Origin of the sequence: Nocardioides sp., assembly GCF_050699375.1 — a bacterium.
GTDB lineage: Bacteria > Actinomycetota > Actinomycetes > Propionibacteriales > Nocardioidaceae > Nocardioides.
On the sequence record NZ_JBOHDN010000095.1, the window covers coordinates 1 to 13285 of the forward strand.

At 68.0% G+C, this 13285-nt stretch carries 12 protein-coding genes, 1 other RNA gene and 1 riboswitch; of the genes, 2 read left to right on the plus strand and 11 right to left on the minus strand.

Annotated features, from left to right (window positions below; genetic code table 11):
- Window positions 1–188: 188 nt before the first annotated feature.
- The 6 genes from ssrA to ftsE form a co-directional block, all read right to left on the minus strand.
- Window positions 189–558: a transfer-messenger RNA gene (gene ssrA / locus ACRDPS_RS06685) on the minus strand.
- Between the two features lie 190 nt (window positions 559–748).
- Window positions 749–2404: an IS1634 family transposase gene (locus ACRDPS_RS06690; protein WP_431500845.1), complete on the minus strand. Its 1656-nt coding sequence runs from the start codon at window positions 2402–2404 to the stop codon at window positions 749–751.
- 219 nt (window positions 2405–2623) lie between these two features.
- A complete protein-coding gene (smpB, locus tag ACRDPS_RS06695) occupies window positions 2624–3103 on the minus strand; it encodes an SsrA-binding protein SmpB (protein WP_431500846.1) in 480 nt (159 codons plus the stop codon).
- 59 nt (window positions 3104–3162) lie between these two features.
- A complete protein-coding gene (locus ACRDPS_RS06700; protein WP_431500847.1) occupies window positions 3163–4371 on the minus strand; it encodes a peptidoglycan DD-metalloendopeptidase family protein in 1209 nt (402 codons plus the stop codon).
- Between the two features lie 149 nt (window positions 4372–4520).
- Window positions 4521–5429 (minus strand): permease-like cell division protein FtsX, encoded by a 909-nt coding sequence (ftsX, locus tag ACRDPS_RS06705; protein ID WP_431500848.1) that lies wholly within the window; start codon window positions 5427–5429, stop codon window positions 4521–4523.
- Window positions 5430–5510: 81 nt separating this feature from the next.
- On the minus strand, window positions 5511–6200 hold the full coding sequence (gene ftsE / locus ACRDPS_RS06710; protein WP_431500849.1) for a cell division ATP-binding protein FtsE: 690 nt from the start codon (window positions 6198–6200) through the stop codon (window positions 5511–5513).
- 141 nt (window positions 6201–6341) lie between these two features.
- On the opposite strand from ftsE, the gene ACRDPS_RS06715 reads away from it, so the two are divergent.
- On the plus strand, window positions 6342–6959 hold the full coding sequence (locus tag ACRDPS_RS06715) for a hypothetical protein (RefSeq protein WP_431500850.1): 618 nt from the start codon (window positions 6342–6344) through the stop codon (window positions 6957–6959).
- A 225-nt stretch (window positions 6960–7184) separates the two neighbouring features.
- Here the strand turns inward: ACRDPS_RS06715 and prfB are convergent, their stop codons facing one another.
- The 5 genes from prfB to ACRDPS_RS06740 all read right to left on the minus strand — a co-directional run bounded on the left by prfB (window position 7185) and on the right by ACRDPS_RS06740 (window position 12278).
- Complete coding sequence (prfB, locus tag ACRDPS_RS06720) at window positions 7185–8303, minus strand: peptide chain release factor 2 (protein ID WP_431500851.1); 1119 nt, start codon at window positions 8301–8303, stop codon at window positions 7185–7187.
- A gap of 170 nt (window positions 8304–8473) precedes the next feature.
- Window positions 8474–9298 carry a C40 family peptidase gene (locus tag ACRDPS_RS06725; protein ID WP_431500852.1) on the minus strand — a complete coding sequence of 275 codons (825 nt, stop codon included), beginning with the start codon at window positions 9296–9298 and terminating at the stop codon, window positions 8474–8476.
- A gap of 2 nt (window positions 9299–9300) precedes the next feature.
- Window positions 9301–9468, minus strand: a riboswitch (cyclic di-AMP (ydaO/yuaA leader).
- 217 nt (window positions 9469–9685) lie between these two features.
- Window positions 9686–10366, minus strand: coding sequence for a response regulator transcription factor (locus tag ACRDPS_RS06730; protein WP_431500853.1), 681 nt, complete (start codon window positions 10364–10366; stop codon window positions 9686–9688).
- Window positions 10367–10380: 14 nt separating this feature from the next.
- Window positions 10381–11298 carry a non-homologous end-joining DNA ligase gene (ligD, locus tag ACRDPS_RS06735; RefSeq protein ID WP_431500854.1) on the minus strand — a complete coding sequence of 306 codons (918 nt, stop codon included), beginning with the start codon at window positions 11296–11298 and terminating at the stop codon, window positions 10381–10383.
- A complete protein-coding gene (locus tag ACRDPS_RS06740; protein WP_431500855.1) occupies window positions 11298–12278 on the minus strand; it encodes a DNA ligase in 981 nt (326 codons plus the stop codon). The genes ligD and ACRDPS_RS06740 overlap by 1 nt, the downstream gene beginning before the upstream one ends.
- 122 nt (window positions 12279–12400) lie before the next feature.
- Between ACRDPS_RS06740 and ACRDPS_RS06745 the strand changes: the two genes are divergently transcribed.
- Window positions 12401–13234 carry a Ku protein gene (locus ACRDPS_RS06745; protein ID WP_431500856.1) on the plus strand — a complete coding sequence of 278 codons (834 nt, stop codon included), beginning with the start codon at window positions 12401–12403 and terminating at the stop codon, window positions 13232–13234.
- Window positions 13235–13285 lie beyond the last annotated feature (51 nt).

The window sequence follows — 13285 nt, forward strand, 5'->3', positions numbered from 1 at the left end:
CCGACGCCTCGGCGTGTCGCGGACCGGCGAGAGCCGTCCATGGCCCGACCGATGGCCGAGAACCCAGCCTCGCGTCGCGGAGCGGCGCCATGGGGTGCGGGTGGCGAAGCCCCCGCCCCCGCGCGAAGCGCGGACAAATGACAAACCGACGTGGCCCTCAGCATTGAGGGCACACGTCGGCCAGAGGTTTGTGGAGCTGCGGGGAATCGAACCCCGGTCCTCGAGCGCCGTGCCAGGTCTTCTCCGGGTGCAGTCTGTGGGTAGCGTTCTCTCGTCCCCGGGGCTCGACGCAGACACGTCCCCGACAGGCTCAGCCGACTATTTGTCCCTCATGCCCCGTCGGCATGTGCATGAGGTGAGTCTCCTAGATGACGCCTGGTTCCGAGCCGGAGACGGATACTCGGTCAGACGCTTCGATCACCGCTCAGGCGGCGAGAGCGAAGGAACTGCGCTTAGTGTCGGCAGTTATTAGTTTCCAGCGATCGTTTACGAGATGACGCTGGCTCCTCGACCCGCTTCCCCTGGGAGCAACGTCCCAAGTCGAAACCGATCAGCCCCTTTTGAGTTGTCATTGCCCGCTCAGCGGGCAACAAGACAACACTACAGTCCACCGCCGACATTCCCCACTCGGTTATCGCCCAGTGCCGAAGGCAGTCGCACGAGCAAGCTCGCCGCTCGACCTCACTCAGTCGTCTCACTCGTCAGCCCGGCCGCCTCCTGAGTTGGCTCAAGTGGTTAGTGCGTGAGTTCAGGCCTGTTCGAGTGCGTCGAGGATGGCCTGCTGTGGCTCGGGGATGACGGGGGCGAAGGTCTGCTGGGTGCCGTTGATCGCGATGGTCGCGGACCGCAGTGGTCGTAGTTGTCGGATGACGTTGCGGATCGCGAGCACGGTCCTGGCCTGGACCTCACGGCTGACGGCGAGCGCGGTGAAGACGATGGTGAGGTGGGCCTCGATCGCGTCACGGGTGTGGTGGAACATCGGCCTGGCGCGTAGGTCGGTCTTGGACATCCGGAAGGACTGCTCGACGGTCCACAGGTCGTGGTAGCTGGCGATGACCTCGCCGGCCGGCATCACTGTGGCGGGGATGTTGGTGACGTAGCCCTTCAACCCGACCAGTCGCCGAGCCCTTGCGAGGGATGCTTCGTCGAACTCGGCGGCACCGTTGCGGGTCTTGACGAACCGCGGCGTGCGGGCGGTCTTCTCGCCCGCGACGACGGCCTTGGCCTTGTTCTCCTGCAGGGTCAGCGTCCGGTTGTCGCGCACGGCGCGCTTGATGGAGTAGGCCCACACTGCCCGCCACGACCCGGGATGGTGGGCGGGGTCCCAGATGGGCTCGGCCTTGGTCTTGGGATCGCTGGCGGCGTCCTTGTGATGCCCGCTGCGCGGGGTGATGGTGTCGATGAGCTGGGCGTCGGTGAAGGCGTCGCCGTGCCAGCGGAAGTGGGACTCCAGATCGTTAGGTGCCTTCGTGACTCGTGATCCGACGATGAACCGGAGGTCGGCCTCGTCGAGGTCGCGCAGGTTCGTGGCGGACAGCATGCCGGCGTCGGCGACGATCACGACGTCGGCCAATCCGTGCCGGGCCTGGAACTGCTTCACGATCGGGATCAGCGTGAGCGTCTCGGCCTTGTTGCCCTCGAAGCAGCCGATCTCGAGTGGGAACCCGCGTCGGTCGACCAACAGGCCGACCACGATCTGGGGGTCGACACGGCGTTCCTTGGAGAAGCCGACCTTCCTCAGGTCGTCTTCCTTCTCTGCCTCGAAGTAGAGGGTGGTGACGTCGTAGAGGATCAGGCTGATGTCGCCCCGGGCGGCGGCGTGGGTGAAGCACGCGGTCGCGATCTGGTCGCGGTAGCTCCCGCTCTTAGTCCCGCTCTTGGTTTTGGCGTGTGCCCGGCTCAGGGTGCGCTTCATCGTCGCGTAGCTGGCCGGTGTTCGGCCCAGGTCCTTCAACACGCGGCCGGTGTCGAGCAGCGAGGTCGGCTCCACGATCCTGGCGATGACCAGGTCACAGAAAACCGGATCGTTGAGGACGTTGAAGCCCAAGTGGTCGAAAACCATCGCGAGGGTCTCGTGCAGGAGCCGGGAGTCGGTGCTCACCACTCGACCTGGCTCGTCACGGCGCTCCACGGTCGTTCGAGGGGCCGGGTCCAAGACACCCTGCGCGACCGGTTCGGCCACCAGGACCGCGACCCGCGCAGTCGGGGCGAGGAGGCCTAGGTCGAGACCGTCCTGCTCGGGATCGGCCAGCATCCTGCGTGCCTGTTCGAGCAGGAGCCCGAGCTCGGCATCGGTATGCGCCGAACCGACGTGCTTCACGATCCGCTGACGCCCGCCCGCGTACTCCGCGATCTGGACCGCGGTAGCACCCGACGCGGTCCTCACCCGCCGAATGAACGCCACCCCGCGACCCTAGACCGACCCCGCTTAGTGCGTGAAAACGCACTAAGCGCCACCCATTCCTGCAGGTCAGTGAGGTCTCGCCCCGGGCGCCCGGGACTCGTGAGCCAAGTCAGGTCGACCTCACTCAGTCGTCTCACTCGTCAGCCCGGCCGCCTCCGGCGGCGGGTCCTCCTCGCTCGGCGCGAGGGCACGAGCAAGCTCGACCCTCGACCTCGCTCGTCAGCCCTTCATCCCCTTGAGCTTGCGGCCGACCTCGACCTCGGCCTCGCGCTTGGCCGTACGCTCGGCGATGGTGTTGCGCTTGTCCCACGACTTCTTGCCCTTGGCGACGCCGATCTCGACCTTGGCGCGACCATCGAGGAAGTAGAGCGCGAGCGGGACGACGGTGAGGCCCTTCTCGGAGATCTTGCGCTCGATCTTGTCGATCTCGATCCGGTTCAGCAGCAGCTTGCGCTTGCGACGGGCGGCGTGGTTGGTCCAGGTGCCGTTGAGGTATTCGGGGATGTGGATGCCGTGGATCCAGGCCTCACCACGGTCGATGTCCACGAAGCCGTCGACCAGGGATGCGCGCCCTTCACGCAGCGACTTCACCTCGGTGCCCTGCAGGACCATGCCGGCCTCGTAGGTGTCCTCGATGTGATAGTCGTGTCGCGCCTTCTTGTTCTGCGCGATCATCTTGCGCCCCTGCTCCTTCGCCATTCCCCCATTCTCTCAGGCACGAGGGCACCTGCGCGAAACGTTTGCCGCAGGGCGTCACCTCAGCCGCCGATGAGGGGTGCCGGATCGACCGGGGTGCCGTCGCGCAGGATCGTGAAGTGCAGGTGGCAGGCCGTGGACCACCCGGTGGTGCCGGCGTACGCCACGGTGTCACCACGCCCGACGGAACCCGAGCGCTTCGCGTAGCTCGAGATGTGGTTGTAGACGGCGGTGTAGGAGTGCCCGTTGACGTTGCCGAGGTAGAGGTGCAGGCGGTTGCCCCACACGCTCGAGGAGGAGGTCGAGATGATCCGGCCCGAGTCGACGGCGCGCAGCGGACGACCGCACGGCGCGTGGAAGTCGGTGCCGTTGTGCAGCGAGACGTAGCCGTAGATCGGGTGCTTGCGGATGCCGTAGGGCGAGGTGACGTAGGTGTCGGTCACCGGGGCGGCGAAGAGCCCGCCGACCGACCCGACGTTGCGGTCGGTCGCGGTGGCGGCGAGCGCCCGGATCTTCGAGCGCAGGGCCGACTCCTCGGCCCGGAGCTTCCTCAGCTCGGCGGCGTCGGCCGCCTTGGCTGCCTCGGCCGACCGCTTCGCGGTGGCGGCACGCTCGGCCAGCGAGGACATCTCCGCATGGGCCGCCGCGGCCTGGTCCCGGACCGAGTCGACCTCGGCGACCAGCTCACGGGCCTTCTTCTCCTTGGCCGCGATCGCGTCGGTCGCCTTCTGCACCTCGCCCTCCTGGACGATGAGCATCGTCTCGGTCGCCTCCATCCGCTGGAGGGTGGCGTCCTGGCCGGCGGCGGCCGCGTCGGCGTACGTCTGCCGGCGCATGAGGTCCTCGATGGATCCCCCGGAGAGCAGCGCCGCGGCCTGGGAGAGGCGTGGGTCTCCCCCGGTGAACCGCGACAGGATCTCGTCGCGCATGTCCTCGCGCTGCGCCCTCACCTCCGCCTCTCCGGCGGCGAGCTGCTCGCGTGCCGCCGCGAGCAGCTGCCTCTGCTCGGCGAGCTCGGCCTCCACCTGGGTGTGCGCGGCCCGCACCTCGAGAAGCCGGGCGTTGAGCTCGTTGAGCCGGGTCCGGGCGCCGTCGAGCTTCTTCCTCGCCGCGGCGTACGCCGCCGATGCCTCACGCAGGCCGGCGCTGGAGTGCTCGAGGTCCTCCGCAGCGCCTTTCTGGTCCTGCTGGACCTCCCGCTGCTCCTGCTCGAGCCGGTCCTTCTCGTCGGCCGAGGACGGCAGCGTCGGGGAGAGCAGCACGGCAGCCACCACGGCACAGCTGAGCGCGGCGGCGAGCCGGCCGGCACGGGGACCGCTGACACGGGGACTGCTGACACGGGGACTGCTGACACTGGGGCAGGGCACAGTAGCTCCGCTCGGAGGGGGAAGCAGGACCTTCCGACCCTAGGGGACCCTGGTCAGACCTTGATGTATTTGCGCGTGAGCAGGAGTGTCGGGACCAGGGTGAGCAGGATGCCCAGGATCGCGACGATCGCGAAGGAGCTGAAGAACTCCTCCCAGCCGACCCACTGGGTCACCGAGGTGGACGAGAGCCGCTCCTGGACGCCGAAGTACATCACGCCGGCCAGTGCCAGACCGGACAGCGCGATGCCGACCAGGGCGACCACGAGGGACTCCAGGAGGAACGGCAGCGCGATATAGAGGGTCGAGGCACCGACCAGCCGCATGATCCCGATCTCGCGACGGCGGGCGAAGGCCGCCAGCCGGATCGTGTTGGCGACCAGCAGCAGCGCGGCGATGACCAGCACGATGGCGCCGACGAGCGCGGCGCTCTGCAGGCCGTCGACGGCGGCGAGGATGGGCCCGGTGACCTCATGTACGTCACCGACGTGATCGATCCCGTCCAGGCCGGCGACCGCCTCGATGATCTCGGCGGAATGGTGCGGATCGGTCATGGTCACCCAGTAGGACTCCCACATGTCTTTTTCGACCACCACCGGATCCGGCCCACTGACACCTTCGACATCGAGAGCCTGCAGCCGGTCGTAGGCCTGCGCCTGGCTCTCCTCCTCGATCTTGTCGACGTACCTGTTGTCCTCGAGGGCGTCGGTGATGACCTCCTTCTGGCTGTCATCGACCGCGCCGGCGCACTTCGGGTTGTGGTCGTTGGCGCCGTTGCACATGTAGAAGGTGATCTGCAGCTCGTCGCCCCAGACCTCCTCGGTCAGCTGGGCCTGCTCGCGCAGCAGCAGGCCGACGCCGGCAAGGGTGAGCGAGACGAGCAGGGTCAGAGCCACTGCGACGTGCATCGACAGGTTGCGGCGAAGCCCCTGCTGGAGCTCGGTGAATACGTAGCGCAGCTGCATGGCGGGTCGAGGACCCTTTCTGGTCGTAGAGCCTGGTCGTGGGGCGAGGTCGTCGAGCGGGTGTCGGTCCTGGGAGCGGGCTCAGAACTGAGCGCCGTAGCCGCCCTGGACCTGGTCCCGGACGAGGTGTCCGTGCTCGAGCTCGATGACCCGCTTGCGCATCTGGTCGACCATCGTGACGTCGTGCGTCGCCATCACGATGGTGGTGCCGGACCGGTTGATGCGGTCGAGCAGACGCATGATGCCGACCGTGTTGCCGGGGTCGAGGTTTCCGGTCGGCTCGTCGGCGATGAGGATCATCGGGCGGTTGATGAAGGCGCGCGCGACGGCGACCCGCTGCTGCTCACCACCGGAGAGCTCGTCGGGCATCCGGTCACCCTTGCCGTCGAGGCCGACCAGCTCGAGCGTCTCCGGCACACGCTGCTGGATCTCGCGGTTGGAGTGGCCGGTCACCTGCATCGCGAAGGCGACGTTCTCGGCGACGGTCTTGTTGGTCAGCAGGCGGAAGTCCTGGAAGATCGTCCCGACCTGGCGACGCAGCCGCGGCACCTTCCAGCCGGCGAGCCGGTTGATCTCCTTGCCGGCGACGTAGACCCGGCCCGTGCTCGGGCGCTGCTCACGCAGCATCAGCTTGAGCGCCGTCGACTTCCCTGAGCCCGACTGGCCCACGAGGAAGACGAACTCCCCCTTCTGGATGTCGATCGAAAGGCTGTTGAGGGCGGGCCGCGCCTGCCCTGGATAGGCCTTGCTGACCTTCTCGAAGCGGATCACCGCACCGAGGGTAGTGCAACCGTGGTCAACCGCCGAGCCGGGACCGTCATGGGGCCGACGACCCCGGTCTGCGCGGCCGTCGGCCCCGTGGCCGGGCTCAGCACTTCGGCTCAGAGATACCTGCCCCTGTACCCTGACGTAGTGGGTTCTGTTGGCCGGATATTGATAGGTGCCGTAGTCCTGACCGCGATCGCTGTCGGGATCGGGGTGCTCACCCTGAACGACGACGAGCCAGAGGCCGCGAAGGTGAAGGGTGACCTCAGCAACGCGGACACCACCTCGATGCACGTACGCCGTGGCGCATTCTGCGATCGCGTCGCGACCGAGGACGTGACCGATGCCCTCGGCGGCGCCGCGAGCGAGAAGAAGGCCTATGGGGACGGCGACCAGACCGTCATCTCCGGATCCGTGACCGACGTCGCCCAGGAGTACGGCTGCATCTGGACCGGCCCGGAGGGCTCGGCCACCTCGGCGCGCGCCTGGGTCTTCGCCCCGCCGGTCACCAAGGACTGGGCCACCCAGATGAGCAAGAGCGTGCCGAAGGGCTGCAAGGCCGCGTCGAAACCTGCCTACGGCAAGCCGTCGGTGGCCCTCACCTGCACCGACGCGAAGAAGCAGCCGAAGATGGTCCTGCACGGTCTCTTCGGCGACGCCTGGCTCTCGTGCGAGCTCACCGGCAAGGCCGGCGAGCCAACGGCGACGCTCCAGAAGCGCGCCTCTCGCTGGTGCCTGGTCACCGCGACCGCGGCCGCCGCCTGAGCCAGGATCCAGTCCACGGCACCAGACGGAGCGGCGTTTGCGCATTCTTAAAGTCTAGTGCTTTAATCGACTTAGTCGCTCGGGACGGTAGCCACCTCACCGGGCGGCACGCGACGCCGCGGCGCTGAGTCAGAGCAGCGCCGGCAGGCGTGAGCGGGTGGGGTCCTTAGGGATGGGGATCCCACCCGCGACGCGAGCCTGAAGAGCACCGCCCAGCGGCGTACGTCAGTTCTGCTCGGCCTTGTCGGCACCCCGGCGCCAGCGGATGCCGGCCTCCAGGAACCCGTCGATGTCGCCGTCGAAGACGGCCTGCGGGTTGCCGACCTCGTAGGTCGTCCGCAGGTCCTTGACGATCTGGTAGGGGTTGAGCACGTAGTTGCGCATCTGGTCGCCCCACGAGGCGGCGACGTCGCCCTTGAGCTCCTTGAGCTGCGCCTCCTCCTCGGCCTTCTTCAGCGCGAGCAGCTTGGCCTTCAAGACGATCATCGCGGCGGCCTTGTTCTGCAGCTGCGACTTCTCGTTCTGGCAGGAGACCACGGTGCCGGTGGGGATGTGCGTGAGCCGGACCGCCGAGTCGGTGGTGTTCACCGACTGACCGCCGGGACCCGAGGAGCGGTAGACGTCGACCTTGATGTCGTTCTCGTCGAGATCGATCTCGTCGGTCTGCTCCAGGACGGGCACGACCTCGACGGCGGCGAAGGAGGTCTGCCGACGCCCCTGGTTGTCGAACGGGCTGATCCGGACCAGGCGGTGGGTGCCGGCCTCGACGGACAGGGTGCCGTACGCGTAAGGCGCGTGGATCGCGAAGGTGGCCGACTTGAGGCCTGCCTCCTCGGCGTAGGAGGTGTCGAAGACCTCGACAGGGTATTTGTTGCGCTCGGCCCAGCGGACGTACATCCGCATCAGCATCTCGGCGAAGTCCGCGGCGTCGACGCCACCGGCACCGGAGCGGATCGTGACCAGCGCCTCGCGGGAGTCGTACTCCCCCGAGAGCAGCGTGCGGATCTCCAGGCTCTCGACGGCCTTCTTGATCCTGCGCAGCTCGGCCTCGGACTCGGCGAGCGTGTCCGCGTCGCTCTCCTCCTGGGCCATCTCGACCATCAGCTCGAGGTCCTCGACGCGGGTGCTGAGCTCGGTGAACTTGTTGAGCTCGTTCTGCAGCAGCGAGAGACGTCCGGTCACCCGGGTGGCGTTGTCCTGGTCGTCCCAGAGGTCGGGCGCGGCGACCTGCTCGCCGAGGTCGGCGATCTCCGTGCGCATCGCGTCCAGGTCCAGCACCTGGCCGATGGTCTGCATCGTTGCCTGGAGCTGCTTGATCTCGGTGTCGAATTCGGGGCCTGCCACGCCCTACAGGCTACCCGCCCTGCGGTGCAGCACCCGATTCGCCGTCCCGTCCCCGAGCCCGTACCCCAAAGCCCCCTCCAAAAGTACGTTCGACCTCCGGCATGGGGAACCGGAGGTCGAACGTGAGGGGATGCGTGGAGTCAGCTCGGTCGGACGAGCCCGAGAGAGCCTCAGGCCTGGCGGATCGAGCCGGCGAACCAGCCGTCCCAGGCGGCCTCTTCGCGGACCGCCGAGCCCGGCTTCGGGGCGTGCAGCATGATCGCCTGCCCGTTCTCCCAGCGGAGGAAGATGCCGACGTGGTAGACGGGGCTGCCCCAGAACATCAGGTCGCCGCGCTGGACCTGGTCGTTCGGGACGGTCGGCAGCGCAGCTGCCTGATCCCGTGAGACCCGCGGCAGCTCGATGCCGGCGGCACCGAAGGCGTACTGCGTCAGACCGGAGCAGTCGAACGAGCTCGGTCCGGTGGCACCCCAGACGTACGGGTCGCCGACCTGCTCCGAGGCGACGCTGATCGCCTTGTCGATCTTGCCGGACTGGCTGGCGGCGTACGCCGCGGCCTCGGCCTCGGCCTTCTTCTTCTCCTCCGCGGCCTTCTTGGCAGCGATGGCGGCCTGGCGCTTCGCCTCGGCGGCCTTGCGAGCCGCCTCCGCCCTGCGCTGCTGCTTCTCGACGGCCCGCTCGAGCTGCTTGATGTCGGTCACCATCGCCGCCGGGGTGGCGGAGGTCTGCAGGGTCGGAGCCTGCACGACAGTGGCCGACTTCGCCTTCGGCTCCTGGGCGACCGGAGCCGCGTTGGCCGCGGGCACCGCTACCAGGGCACCGGCGGCGATCCCGCTGGCGAGGGTGATGCGGCCGGCGAGCTTGCCGTGGCCGCTGAGCGTCGTCCTGAGCTTGTCGAAGGGGGATCCTGCGATCGTCTTGGCGATCGAGGCATTCGGCGCCCGGAAGGGGCGCGGCGTGCCGCGATGGGCAGCACGGGATACGGACTTGGACATGCGTGAGTTCCTTCCCACGCCTACGAGGTGAGCTGTCGGGTTCGGGCTAGAAGGTGCCCGGCCATCGATCAGATGGCTTCACCCCAAGCGACTGTCCGAGCTAGTCGCGTAAATCTTGGGTCCCCCGGTCCTGTCCCATGCGTACTACTGGGTGTGAGGGTATGAGGTTGAGTAGTTGGGGCCGGCGTCCGGAGGGACAGGATTCGGCGTGTACCGGGGCCGGTCGTGCGTTGTGCACGGCTCAACCAAGGTGACACGCGACCTGAAGCGGATCCAATCCAGAAACCACGGATTTCGTACGAAACCCCGCAGCTCACGCGTAACTTTGCCGTCGCGAGTGAGTCATCTCACGCGGCGGACAGGCGTTTGACGGCCAAAAAGCAGCCTTTACTCGGCAGCCTCGAGGCGGAACCCGACCCCGCGGACCGCGACGACCTTCTCCAGCACACCGGCCGCCTCGAGCTTCTGGCGCAGGCGTCCGACGGTCACGTCGAGGGTCTTGGTCGAGCCGTACCAGTTCTCGTCCCAGACCTCTGCCATCAGCCGGTCGCGGGAGACGACCTTGTCGCGGGAGGCGGCCAGGACGGCCAGGAGCGCGAACTCCTTGCCGGTCAGGGTCACCTCGCGGTCGCCGGCGTAGACACGGTGGGCGGCCACGTCGATCCGCAGCGCGTCATCGTCGTCACCGGGCTCGAGCGGACCCGAGCGACGCAGCAGCGCACGGACGCGCGCCTGGAGGACGGCCAGCGCGAACGGCTTGGCCAGGTAGTCGTCGGCGCCGGCGTCGAGGCCGACGACCAGGTCGATCTCGGCGTCGCGGGCGGTGAGGATCATGATGCCGCCCTCGTAGCCGTTGTCGCGGACGGCCTTGCAGACCTCGAGGCCGTCCATGTCGGGAAGGCCCAGGTCGAGCAGCACGAGCTCGGCGTCGTAAGGGGGCGCCAGCAGCTCCAACGCCTTCTTGCCGGAGTCGACCCAGGTGACGTCATACCCCTCACGCTGGAGCGTGCGAACCAGCGGGGCGGCGATGTCCTCTTGGTCTTCTACGACGAGCACGGAGTTAGACATGGAGAGAACAATAGTTAGGGCCCTGTAGGACTTGTGAAGGGATCCCCTGAAACTGATACTCGCGTGACCACATCGTTAGGTCCGAGCTGGTCGATTCCGAGGGGGTCCTCGGCCCCTTTCTCGACCTCGTCCCAGGTGATCGGGGCCGCGACCTTCGGGATCTCCTTGCCCCGCAGCGAGTAGGGACAGATGGTCGTCTTGGAGCCCGAGTTCTGCGACCAGTCCAGAAATACCTTGCCTGACCTGCGGCTTTTGGTCATGGTCGCGGTCACCTGGCTCGGGTTGGCCTTCTGCAGGTCCTCGGCGATCTCCTTGGCCAGCGCCGTGGAGACGTCTGGTTCGACGGGCTCCGGCAGCGCCGCGTACAGGTGCAGGCCCTTGCTCCCGCTGAGCACCGGCACCGCCGAGAGCTCTCGGGCGCCCAGCGCGTCGCGAACCAGCATCGCGACCTGGCAGCACTCCTGAAGACCGGCGGGCTCGCCGGGATCCAGGTCGATCACGATCCGGTCGGCACCGGCCGGGGTGCCGTCGGCGCCGACGGTCCACTGGTGGACGTGGAGCTCGAGCGCGGAGAGGTTGGCGACCCAGGTGAGCGCGGCGAGGCCGTCGACGATGGGGAAGCTGAGCGTGCCCTCCTTGTGGTCGTCGGTGCGGGACCCGGTCGTCGGGACGGTGGCGGTGCGGACCCAGCTCGGCGTCCCGGCCGGTGCGTTCTTCTCGAAGAACGACATGTCCCCGACGCCGTGCGGCCAGCGGATCCTCGTCACCGCACGGTCCCGCAGCTGTGGGAGCAGAACGGGCGCGACCTGGGCGTAGTAGTTGAGCACCTCGCCCTTGGTCATCCCGGTGCGGGGATAGATCACCTTGCCGAGGTTGGTCAGGGTCAGGACCCGGCCGTCGACCTCGACGCGTACCTCTTCTCGTTCGACCATCACAGATCCTCCGGTGAGACGTCGTCCCTGATCCCGATGAAGCTCGGCTGCCTCAGTCTGCCCTTGTAGGTCGCCGCCGCGACCGCGCTGCCATGGGTCTCGACCTCGATGACGAGGAGCGGCTCGACCCAGTGGGTGCCGCGAGCGTCCTCGGTCGGCACTCCCCCGTCGGGATCGACGTCGGCGCCGGCGAAGGGGCTCCGGCCTGTCTCGCGCAGCAGCTCGCCGAGCCGTCGTGCCTGCTTCGCGCCGATGCCGCTGCCGACCCGCCCGCGGTAGACCAGCCCGTGCGGCGTCGGCTGGCCGACGAGCAGCGCCGCCAGCCGTTCGGTGCCACCCGCGGTGCCCACCTCCGGCCGCCAGCCACCGACGACGAGCGAGGCCCGGTAGCGGTGGGCCAGCTTCACCCAGTCCTTGCTCCGCTCGCCTGGCCGGTAGCGGCTGCCGCGCCGTTTGGAGACGATCCCCTCCAGACCCTGCTCGCGGGTCACCGCGTGGAGCATCGGGCCGTCGTCGTAGGTCTGCGGCACCTGCCACGAGCCGAGCTCGCCGTCCTCGTAGACGGTCTGCAGGATCTTGCGGCGCTCGGTCCACGGCTCCTCGATGAGCAGCCTGCCGTCGAGGCGGAGCAGATCGAAGACCATGTACGTCGCGGGCCGCTCCACCGCGAACCTGGCCGCCTTCCGCGCGTCCCGGGTGTGCATCCGGTCCATCAGCACCCGGAAGTCCGGCAGACCCGCGTCATTGAGCGCGATCACCTCGCCGTCGACGAGCACGTCGCGCGCCGGGCCGGTCGCGATCTCGGGCCAGGCGGGGGTGGCGTCGTTGTCGTTGCGTGTGGTCAGTCGGGTCTGCGTACGTCCTGCCGGGCTGTCGCCGAGGAGGCGGATGCCGTCCCACTTGACCTCGTGGACCCACTCCGGCCCCGGGGGCGCGTGGCTGCCGGGGGTCGCCAGCATGGGGCGCAGCGTCGGGTGCATGGGGCCATCTTGCTTCATCTCACGACTGGCCGTGGCGGGTCTGGCGTGGGTGAATGGGGTACCGGTATCCGCGAATCCGACGGATACTTGATGAACTCATCCCAACAGACGAGGGGGTCCGCATGCGCGCGATCTGGAAGGGTGCTGTCTCGTTCGGGCTGGTCAGCGTGCCCGTGAAGCTCTACTCGGCGACCGAGTCGCACGACGTCTCCTTCCGTCAGGTGCACCAGTCCGACGGCGGCCGGATCCGCTACCAGCGGATCTGCTCGGTCGACGGCGAGGAGGTGCCCTACTCCGAGATCGCGAAGGGGTATGAGACCGAGGACGGCGAGATGGTCGTGCTCACCGACGACGACTTCGCCAACCTGCCGACGACCTCCTCGCGTGAGATCGCGGTCGAGAAGTTCGTCCCCTCGGACCAGATCGACCCGATGCTCTTCGAGAAGAGCTACTACCTCGAGCCGGAGAACACCGGGGTCAAGCCCTACGCGCTGCTGCGCCAGGCGCTCCTCGACGCCGACCGGGTCGCCCTGGTGACCGTCGCGCTCCGTCAGCGCACCACGGTCGCGGCGCTGCGGGTGCGCCCGACCGACAACGGCGACGTGATCGTGCTGCAGACGATGATGTGGCCCGACGAGATCCGGGTGCCCGACTTCAAGGTCGAGGCCGGCGAGATCAAGGACTCCGAGATCAAGATGGCCAACATGCTCGTCGAGACGCTCGCCGGCGACTTCCACTCCGAGGAGTTCTCCGACGACTACGCCGAGGCCGTCGAGGAGATGGTGAAGGCCAAGATCGAGGGCGGTGAGGTCGAGCGGACCCCCACCTCCACCAAGACCTCCGGCGAGGTCGTCGACCTGCTCGCGGCCTTGCAGCGCTCGGTCGCCGCGGCGAAGAAGTCGCGCGGCGAAGAGGTCCCCGACGAAGCCGAGGACGCGGCGACCGAAGCCTCCTGAGCTCTGGTCTCGGAGGGTTGTGAAGCTGAGAGTGGTCCATAGGTCACTCTC

Coding starts and splice junctions, on each gene's coding strand:
- ftsX (WP_431500848.1), bottom strand. CDS start 5,429: ATGCAGCTGCGCTACGTATTCACCGAGCTCCAGCAGGGGCTTCGCCGC.
- ligD (WP_431500854.1), bottom strand. CDS start 11,298: ATGGTCGAACGAGAAGAGGTACGCGTCGAGGTCGACGGCCGGGTCCTG.
- ACRDPS_RS06745 (WP_431500856.1), top strand. CDS start 12,401: ATGCGCGCGATCTGGAAGGGTGCTGTCTCGTTCGGGCTGGTCAGCGTG.
- ACRDPS_RS06725 (WP_431500852.1), bottom strand. CDS start 9,298: ATGTCCAAGTCCGTATCCCGTGCTGCCCATCGCGGCACGCCGCGCCCC.
- ACRDPS_RS06740 (WP_431500855.1), bottom strand. CDS start 12,278: ATGCACCCGACGCTGCGCCCCATGCTGGCGACCCCCGGCAGCCACGCG.
- smpB (WP_431500846.1), bottom strand. CDS start 3,103: ATGGCGAAGGAGCAGGGGCGCAAGATGATCGCGCAGAACAAGAAGGCG.
- ACRDPS_RS06730 (WP_431500853.1), bottom strand. CDS start 10,366: ATGTCTAACTCCGTGCTCGTCGTAGAAGACCAAGAGGACATCGCCGCC.